The sequence below is a fragment of the Dactylosporangium sp. NPDC048998 genome, from assembly GCF_043197855.1.
In the GTDB taxonomy this organism is placed as follows: domain Bacteria; phylum Actinomycetota; class Actinomycetes; order Mycobacteriales; family Micromonosporaceae; genus Dactylosporangium.
In genome coordinates this window covers 55669-63490 of the sequence record NZ_JBICTV010000041.1, presented here as the reverse complement: position 1 = coordinate 63490, position 7822 = coordinate 55669, and the positions used below count along the sequence as shown (strand labels likewise).

Below are 7822 nucleotides of genomic sequence, written 5' to 3'. Positions count from 1 at the left end.
TCGCCGTCCCAGCCACCCGCTCCACCACGCACAGCCGGGCAGCCACGGGAAAACTGAACCCAGCAGCGGCCGCGACCGGCGCGTACCGCACACCGTAGGCGGCAAGCGCCTCGATCGCCTCCTCCTCGGTCTTGCCGAACCGCCCCCAGCCGGGCCAGTCAAGGCTGCCGGCGAAGACCTTCTTCTTGCCCGTCTCGAGGTAGATGTCGGCCATGCTGTGACCTTAAGCCGCATTCCTCGGCGGTGCCGGGCCCGGTACCTACCATGGTTCATATGCCTGAGCTTGTGAGTTATCTTCGCGAGGCCCTGCTCGCCGGTGATGTCGAGACCACCCGGGACTCCAATCACGGCAACGCCGCCGCCTTCGCAGAAGGGCGCGAGGGCTACGTCTTCGGCCTGGTACCGCTCAAGACGTGGACGCTGCCGCAGGTGCTGGCGGTCATGGCCGAGCGCGTCGGCATCGACCCGAACCCGGAGCGGTCGACGGGCCGCGATGTCATCGACCCGCACAAGACCGTCCGCGCGCTCGAGCGCATGCGGGATCGCCTGCGCCTGGCCGCGCGACGCCGTGAGCGGGTGATCGTGGCGACCGGCCACCCGGCCGGCATCATCGAGGTGCACCTGGCGATCGCCGCGGCGCTGCGCGCGGCCGGGTGCGAGCTGCTGCAGCCGGCGCCGGGTGCCGTGTTCGACTCCCCGGGCCGTTCCGCCGGTCGCGAGTTCCCCCTGGCGGTGCGGTACATCGGCGGTGTGGCGGTCGCCGCGGAGCGGGGCATCGCGTTGTGGCACACCCACTCGCCCGACGGCATGCGTGCCATGCTGGCCGAGCTCGAGTGGCGGCGTGAGGCGCCCCCGGACCTGGTCGTCGCCGACCACGGTTTCGCCGGGGCGGCCGCAGCCGCCGGGCTCGACGTGGTGTCGTTCGCGGACAGCAACGATCCGGCCCTGTTCGTCGGCGAGGCGGAGGGCCGGGTCTCGGTGACGGTACCGATCGACGACAACGTCCAGCCGCATCTGTACGGCCCGGTCAACGAGTTCCTGCTGGAGGGGGTCGCGCCTGCCGGCTGACCTTGCCGGGTCTGTCGGGGTCACGGCATCGAGCGCCGCCGAGCGTAACGGCGGGCCGGAAAGAGCCGAGGCCCGTCGGAAAAATATGACACGGGTGCTATGGGGTAATTCGCCCGTGATTCTTGTGTGGGTTCCTTCCCGATGAAAGCATCTGTCGCGGCCGATATTTATCGGCTCCGATACAGGGAGACTCACGTGAGACCCACCAAGACCTCATCCAGGCTGCTCGCGGCGATCGCCGCCGGCCTTGCCGCCGGTGCCGTCCTGACCCCGTCCGCGGCACTCGCCGCCCAGGACTCGCCGGCGCTCCGGGCGAAGACCACCGACGCCCTCGTCGCCCAGCTCGGCACCCGCACCGCCGGCGCGTACTACGACGCGAAGGCCGCCAAGATGGTCGTCACGGTGACCGACCCGGCCACCGCCGCGAGCGTCGAGGCCACCGGCGCGATCGCCCGCAAGGTCGAGCACAGCGGCGCCGAGCTCGCGCGGATCAGCACGACGCTCGACGCCAAGGCCGCCATCCCCGGCACGGCCTGGGCCGTCGACCCGGTCGCCAACCAGGTCGTCGTGTCCATCGACAGCACAGTGCCGGCCGAGCACGTCAAGACGATCGAGGGCCTCGTCGCGAGCCTCGGCAGCGGCGCCCGCATCGAGCGCCTCGCCGGCGCGCTGCGCCTGACGATCTCGGGCGGCCAGGCCATCTACACCGGCGGCGCCCGCTGCTCGCTCGGCTTCAACGTGGTCAGCGGAAGCACCTACTACTTCCTGACCGCCGGGCACTGCACGAACATCGGCGCCACCTGGACGACCAGCAGCGGCTCCGTGCTCGGCACCCGCGCGGGCACCAGCTTCCCCGGTAACGACTACGGCATCGTGCGCTACGCCGCCGGCGTCTCGCACCCCGGCAACGTCTCCCTGGGCGGTAGCTCCACGCAGGACATCACCACGGCGGCCAACGCGTACGTCGGCGAGACGGTGCGCCGCAGCGGCAGCACCACCGGTGTACACAGCGGCACCGTCACGCAGCTCAACGCGACCGTGACGTACGCCGAGGGCCGGGTCAACGGCCTCATCCGGACCACGGTGTGCGCCGAGCCCGGCGACAGCGGCGGCTCCCTGTTCGACGGTACGGCCGCGATCGGCCTGACGTCCGGCGGCAGCGGCAACTGCACCAGCGGCGGCGTCACCTACTTCCAGCCGGTCACCGCGGCCCTGAGCGCGTACGGCGTGAGCGTCTACTGATCGACCGACGGCGGAGCTGGGCGGACAGCCGGTGACAGGGACAGAGACCGGCACAGAGGACCAGCTCACCTGTGGGGGCCGGGCGGGGGCGTCGCCCGGCCCCCGTTTTTTGTCGTACCCGGGTGGCAGAGTTGAGGCATGCGCGTCGGGCTGCTCGGACCACTCACCGTCGAGGTCGACGGCCGGCCGGTCGAGGTCGGCGGCGCCAGGCTGCGCGCACTGCTGGTCCGCCTCGCCCTCGAGCCCGGCCGGTTCGTTCCCCTCGACCAGCTCGTCGACGCCTTGTGGCCGGACGGCACGCCCGGCGGCGGCTCCGGCGCCAGAGGCGGACCGGCGCCGGCCGACCCCGCCAACGCCGTGCAGTCGCTGGTGTCGCGGCTGCGTAAGACGCTCGGCGGCGGTCATCCGGCGCTGGAGTCAGGCCCGGGCGGTTATCGGCTCAACATCGCCCCCGGCGACGTGGACGCCTGTCGCTTCGAGCGTCTCGTCGCCGAGGGACGCCGCGCGCTGCGGGCCGACGACCCGCGGAGCGCCACCCGGCTGCTGCGCGAGGCGCTGGATCTGTGGCGCGGCCCGGCGCTGGCCGACGCCGGCGAGCACGGCGCGGTCGTCGCCCGCTGGGACGAGCTGCGCCTGGCCGCGACCGAGGACCTCATCGAGGCGTCCGGCCTCGCCGCCGAGACCCGGGCCGGGGCCATCGCCGAGCTGCAGGAGCTCATCGTCGCCAACCCGCTGCGTGAGCGGCTCGTGGCGCTGCTGATCCGGGCCCTGCACGCCGACGGGCGGCAGGCGGAGGCGCTGGCCGCGTTCGAGGAGTGCCGGCTCCGCCTCGCCGACCAGCTCGGCGCCGACCCCTCGCCGGAGCTGCGCGACGCGCACACCGCCGTCCTGCGGGCCGAGGCCCGCCCGCCCCGCGCCGGCAACCTGCGGGCGCCGCTGACCAGTTTCGTGGGCCGGGCCGACGACGTCGAGCGGCTCGCCACGCAGGTGGCCGACAGCCGCCTCGTCACGCTCGTCGGCCCCGGCGGGGCCGGCAAGACCCGGCTCGCCACCACGGTCGCCGTAGCGGTGGGGCGCCTGCTGTCCGACGGGGCCTGGCTGGTCGAGCTCGCCCCGGTGGCCGAGGCCGCCGAGGTTCCCGCGGTCGTACTGCGCACGCTGACTGCCGGCGGCCTCGTCCAGCCGGAGAGCGCAATGCGCCCCCGCCGCGTCGACCTGCTGGACCAGCTCGCGGAGGCGCTGACGCTGCCCGGCGTACTGCTGGTGCTGGACAACTGCGAGCACGTCGTGGACGCCGCCGCGAAGCTCAGCGAGGAGCTGCTCGGCCGGTGCCCGAAGCTGCGGATCCTGGCGACCAGCCGCGAGCCGCTGGGCATCCTCGGCGAGACGCTGTTCCCCGTCGGCCCGCTACCCCTTCCCGACCCGCCCGCGCCCGGACTCTCCCCGCCGGGACCACCCCCGCCCGGACGCCACCCGGCAGTAACGCGCGACCCGGCGACGTCGCGTGACCAGGCGATGACGGGCGGCCGTGCGATGGCGCGCGACCAGGCGATGACGGCGGCCCGGGCGAGCGCGTCTCCCGCGGTACAACTGCTGAGGGATCGGGCGGCGGCCGTGCGGCCCGGTTTCCGGGTGACCGACGACAACGCCGGGGCGGTGGTCGAGATCTGCCGCCGGCTCGACGGCCTGCCGCTGGGCATCGAGCTCGCCGCGGCCCGGCTGCGCTCGTTCACGCCCGAGCAGCTCGCCGCGCGCCTCGACGACCGGTTCCGGCTGCTCACCGGTGGCAGCCGCACGGCCCTGCCGCGGCACCGCACCCTGCACGCGGTGGTGGCGTGGAGCTGGGACCTGCTCGGCCCGCAGGAGCGGGAGTTCGCCGAGTCGCTGGCGGTGTTCCCGGGCACGTTCGACGCGGACGCCGCGGCGGCGGTCAGCGGCGCCGCCGACGCCGAGGCGCTGCTCGACGTCCTCGTCGACCGGTCGCTGCTGCAGGTGGCCGGCGGTGGCCGGGTTCGGTATCGCATGCTCGAGACGATTCGCGAGTTCGCGCTCGAGGAGCTCGGCCGGCGCGGGGGAGCGGGCCCGGCCAGAGCGGCGCACGCCGCGTACTTCCTGGCCCTGATGGAGGAGGCCGAGCCGCACCTGCGGACCGGGGCGCAGCTGGAGTGGCTCGACCGGCTGCGCCCCGAGCAGGACAACCTGCACGCCGCGGTGGCGCACGTCTGCGACGCCGGCGACGCGCTGGGCGCGTTCCGGCTCGGCGCCGCCAGCGGCTGGCTCTGGATGTTCGAGGACAACCACGCCGAGGCGGCGCTGTGGCTGAGGCGCATCCTCGCCGTGGCGGACAGCGGGCCCGATCCGGTGCCGGCGGACCTGCGGCTCGTGGTTACGTCGATGTACGTCGTGAACAGCGGTTTCGCCGGCGACTTCCAGGTCGCCCCGGAGCAGCTGGACGAGCTGGTCTCGCTCGCCGCCGCCGTGCCGCCGGGCGGGCACCCGTTCGTGGAGCTCATCGAGCCGGTGGTGCTGCTGTTCCGGGACGACAGCGAGCGCGGCGGCGAGATCATCCGGCGCCGCCTCGACGGCTCGGTCGACCCCTGGACGCGGGCGATGCTGCTGTCGATCCTCGGCCACCTCCACGAGAACGACGGCGACATCGACGGCATGGTGCGTGAGCTCAACGCCTCCGCGGCGGAGTTCCGCCGGGTCGGGGAGCGCTGGGGCCTGGCGATGACCCTGGCGTCCGTCGCCGACGCCCACGCCCGCCGGGGCGACTTCGCGGCCGCGATCGCGCACTTCGAGGAGTCGATCGAGCTGCACTCGCAGCTCGGCGTGCACTCCAGCGAGGCGTATCTGCGGGTTCGCATGGCGGCGCTGCGACGGCTCACCGACGGTCCGGAGGTGGCGGGGACGCTGCTGCGCGCGTTCGTCGAGGACGCCCGGCAGCCGGCCCGCGACGTCTCGCACGCGATGCTGGAGCTCGGCCATCTCGCCCGGGCCGGCGGCGACGTCGACGAGGCCGACCGGCTCTACCTCGAGGCGTGGCGGCTGCAGCAGCAGTCGCCGTTGGTCGCCCCGCAGTACAAGGCGATCGTGCTGGCGGCGCGCGCCGAGGTCGATGTGGCCCGCGGCGAGCACGACCTGGCGCGGGCGCGGCTGGCCGAGGCGCTCGAGCTGGCGCTGGCGGCCCGGGACATGCCGGTCGTGGGCCGGCTCGCGGTCGCCCTCGCCGGCCTCGTCGGAGCGCTCGGCGACCCCGTGCGGGCCGCGGAGCTGCTCGGCGCGGCCGAGCGGCTGGCCGGCGCCCGCGACGCGGCCAACGCCGACTGGACCGGCCGACTGGCCCAGCTGCGGGCCGACCTCGGCGCCACCGCCTTCGAAACGGCCCTGGCCCGCGGCATGGACATGCCGCGGGCCAAGGCTCTGGAGCTGGTCACACCCTGACCGTCACGGGCCGGCCGGCCGACCGGCCGGCCCGCGCCGTCAGGCCTTGCGGCGGTAGGCGCGCACCGCGAGCGGCGCGAACACCAGCAGGACCGCCACGGACCAGATGAGCGTCTTCATCACCGGCTCGAACACCGGCGCGTTGCCGACCATCAGCCCCCGCGCCGCCTCCATCGCGTCGGCGACCGGGTTGACCTTCACCCACGCCTGCAGCCACCCGGGCAGCGTGTTCGTCGGCACGAGCACGTTGGTGCCGAACGTCAGCGGGAACATGATCACGAAGCCGAGGCCCTGCACCGCGCCCGGCTCCCGGACGACCATGCCGAGCAGCACGAACATCCAGCTGAAGCAGAACGCCATGAACATGACCAGCAGGCAGGCGGCGACCGTCTCCGGCACCGAGGTACCGATCCGGAAGCCCAGCAGGTACCCGAAGCCGATCATCACCACGATCGACACCACGAATCGGATCATGTCGCCGAGCACCCCGCCGATCAGCGGCGCGGACCGCCCGATGGGCAGGCTGCGGAACCGGTCGAAGACCCCCGTCTTGATGTCGGTGTTGAGGCTCACACCGGTCGGCGCCGACGCGAACAGCACGTTCTGCACCATCAGCGCCGGGAGCAGGAACTGCAGGTACTCGTGGCGCGACCCAGCGATGGCCCCGCCGAGGAGGTACACGAACAGCACGATGAAGATGATCGGCTGCAGCGTGACGTCGAGCAGCTGCTCCGGCGTGCGCATCGTCTTGATGAGGCTGCGCCGCGCCATGACGAGACTGTGCCGCACCAGCCCGAACGGGCGCGCCGGGACGGCCGCGATGAACTGCGTGCCGTCGGCCGAGGTCTCGCGTGTGGTCGTGGTCGTCATGCCGCCACCTCCTGCCGTTCGCGGGTCAGCGTGAAGAACACCTCGTCGAGGCTGGGCAGGTGCAGCGACAGCTCGATGACGCTGATGCCCGCCTCGTCGAGCCGGCGTACGACGGCCGTCATGGCGCTGTCGTCCGCGACCGGCACCGACATCACCCCGCGTCCGTGCGACTCCGGCTGGTTGCCGGACACGTTCGCCAGGATCGTCGCGACCGTGTCGAGATGCGCCGGGTCGGCCGGCCGCACGCTGATCGTCTGGCCGCCGACGATGTGCTTGAGCTGCGCCGGCGTGCCGTGCGCGATGACCTTGCCGTGGTTGATCACCGAGATGTTGTCGGCGAGCGCGTCGGCCTCCTCGAGGTACTGCGTGGTCAGCAGTACCGTCGTGCCCTCCTGCACCTGGGTGCGCACCATGTTCCACACGTCCTCGCGCTTGGCCGGGTCCAGGCCCGTGGTGGGCTCGTCGAGGTAGACCACGGCGGGCCGGCCGACGAGGCTCGCGGCCAGGTCGAGGCGGCGCCGCATGCCGCCGGAGTACGTCTTCGCCGGCCGGTTCGCCGCCTCGCTCAGGTCGAACTCGGCGAGCAGCTGCGCGGCCCGCGCCTTCGCCTCCTTCGCGCGCAGGTCGAGCAGCTGGCCGATGAGGACGAGGTTCTCGGTGCCGGTCAGGTCCTCGTCGACCGACGCGAACTGCCCGGTCAGCCCGCTGATGCGGCGCACCGCCGCCGCCTGGCGCACGACGTCGTACCCGCCGACGACCGCCCGCCCCTCGTCGGGGCGCAGCAGCGTCGCCAGGATGCGCACCGCGGTGGTCTTGCCGGCGCCGTTCGGGCCGAGGACGCCGAGCACCGTCCCCGGCTCGGCGGCCAGGTCCACCCCGGCCAGCGCGGTGGTCTTGCCGAAGCGCTTGACCAGGCCGTTCGCCTGGAAAGCGAAGCTCATGGCGTGTTCCCCCTGTGGATGTCCTTCCTAACGCAGTGCAGCATGCCCGGCGCCGCTGTCAAACCGCGCACATCGCCCTGTCATTCGCTGACAGGCCGTCGCACCACCCGATGGTCGCCCGATTCCCGCATTGTGGACACAAGTTGACGTTTTCGCGAGCGGCTCGGCAGCATCGATTCCATGGGGCCTGACGGCGCGCTGCTGACCCAACGACTGGTGGTCGACCTGGTTCGACACGCCAGCGCGCGCTGTACCCG

Annotated in this window: 6 protein-coding genes; 3 read left to right on the top strand and 3 right to left on the bottom strand. The window is 73.2% G+C overall.

The features are described from left to right. Positions 1 to 214 (bottom strand): hypothetical protein (locus ACGFI8_RS42745; RefSeq protein ID WP_392813512.1); only part of this gene is annotated, 214 nt, incomplete at its 3' end. Positions 215 to 273: 59 nt separating this feature from the next. Here ACGFI8_RS42745 and ACGFI8_RS42740 point away from each other — a divergent pair. From ACGFI8_RS42740 to ACGFI8_RS42730, 3 genes are all read left to right on the top strand, one after another. Then, complete coding sequence (locus ACGFI8_RS42740; RefSeq protein WP_392813511.1) at positions 274 to 1068, top strand: phosphatase; 795 nt, start codon at positions 274 to 276, stop codon at positions 1066 to 1068. Positions 1069 to 1263: 195 nt separating this feature from the next. Next, complete coding sequence (locus ACGFI8_RS42735) at positions 1264 to 2310, top strand: S1 family peptidase (protein ID WP_392813510.1); 1047 nt, start codon at positions 1264 to 1266, stop codon at positions 2308 to 2310. A gap of 138 nt (positions 2311 to 2448) precedes the next feature. Continuing rightward, positions 2449 to 5754: a BTAD domain-containing putative transcriptional regulator gene (locus ACGFI8_RS42730; RefSeq protein ID WP_392813509.1), complete on the top strand. Its 3306-nt coding sequence runs from the start codon at positions 2449 to 2451 to the stop codon at positions 5752 to 5754. 39 nt (positions 5755 to 5793) lie between these two features. Here ACGFI8_RS42730 and ACGFI8_RS42725 read toward each other — a convergent pair whose 3' ends face one another. Continuing rightward, positions 5794 to 6624 carry an ABC transporter permease gene (locus ACGFI8_RS42725; RefSeq protein WP_392813508.1) on the bottom strand — a complete coding sequence of 277 codons (831 nt, stop codon included), beginning with the start codon at positions 6622 to 6624 and terminating at the stop codon, positions 5794 to 5796. After that, positions 6621 to 7565 carry an ATP-binding cassette domain-containing protein gene (locus ACGFI8_RS42720; RefSeq protein WP_392813506.1) on the bottom strand — a complete coding sequence of 315 codons (945 nt, stop codon included), beginning with the start codon at positions 7563 to 7565 and terminating at the stop codon, positions 6621 to 6623. The genes ACGFI8_RS42725 and ACGFI8_RS42720 overlap by 4 nt, the downstream gene beginning before the upstream one ends. Positions 7566 to 7822: the final 257 nt, after the last annotated feature.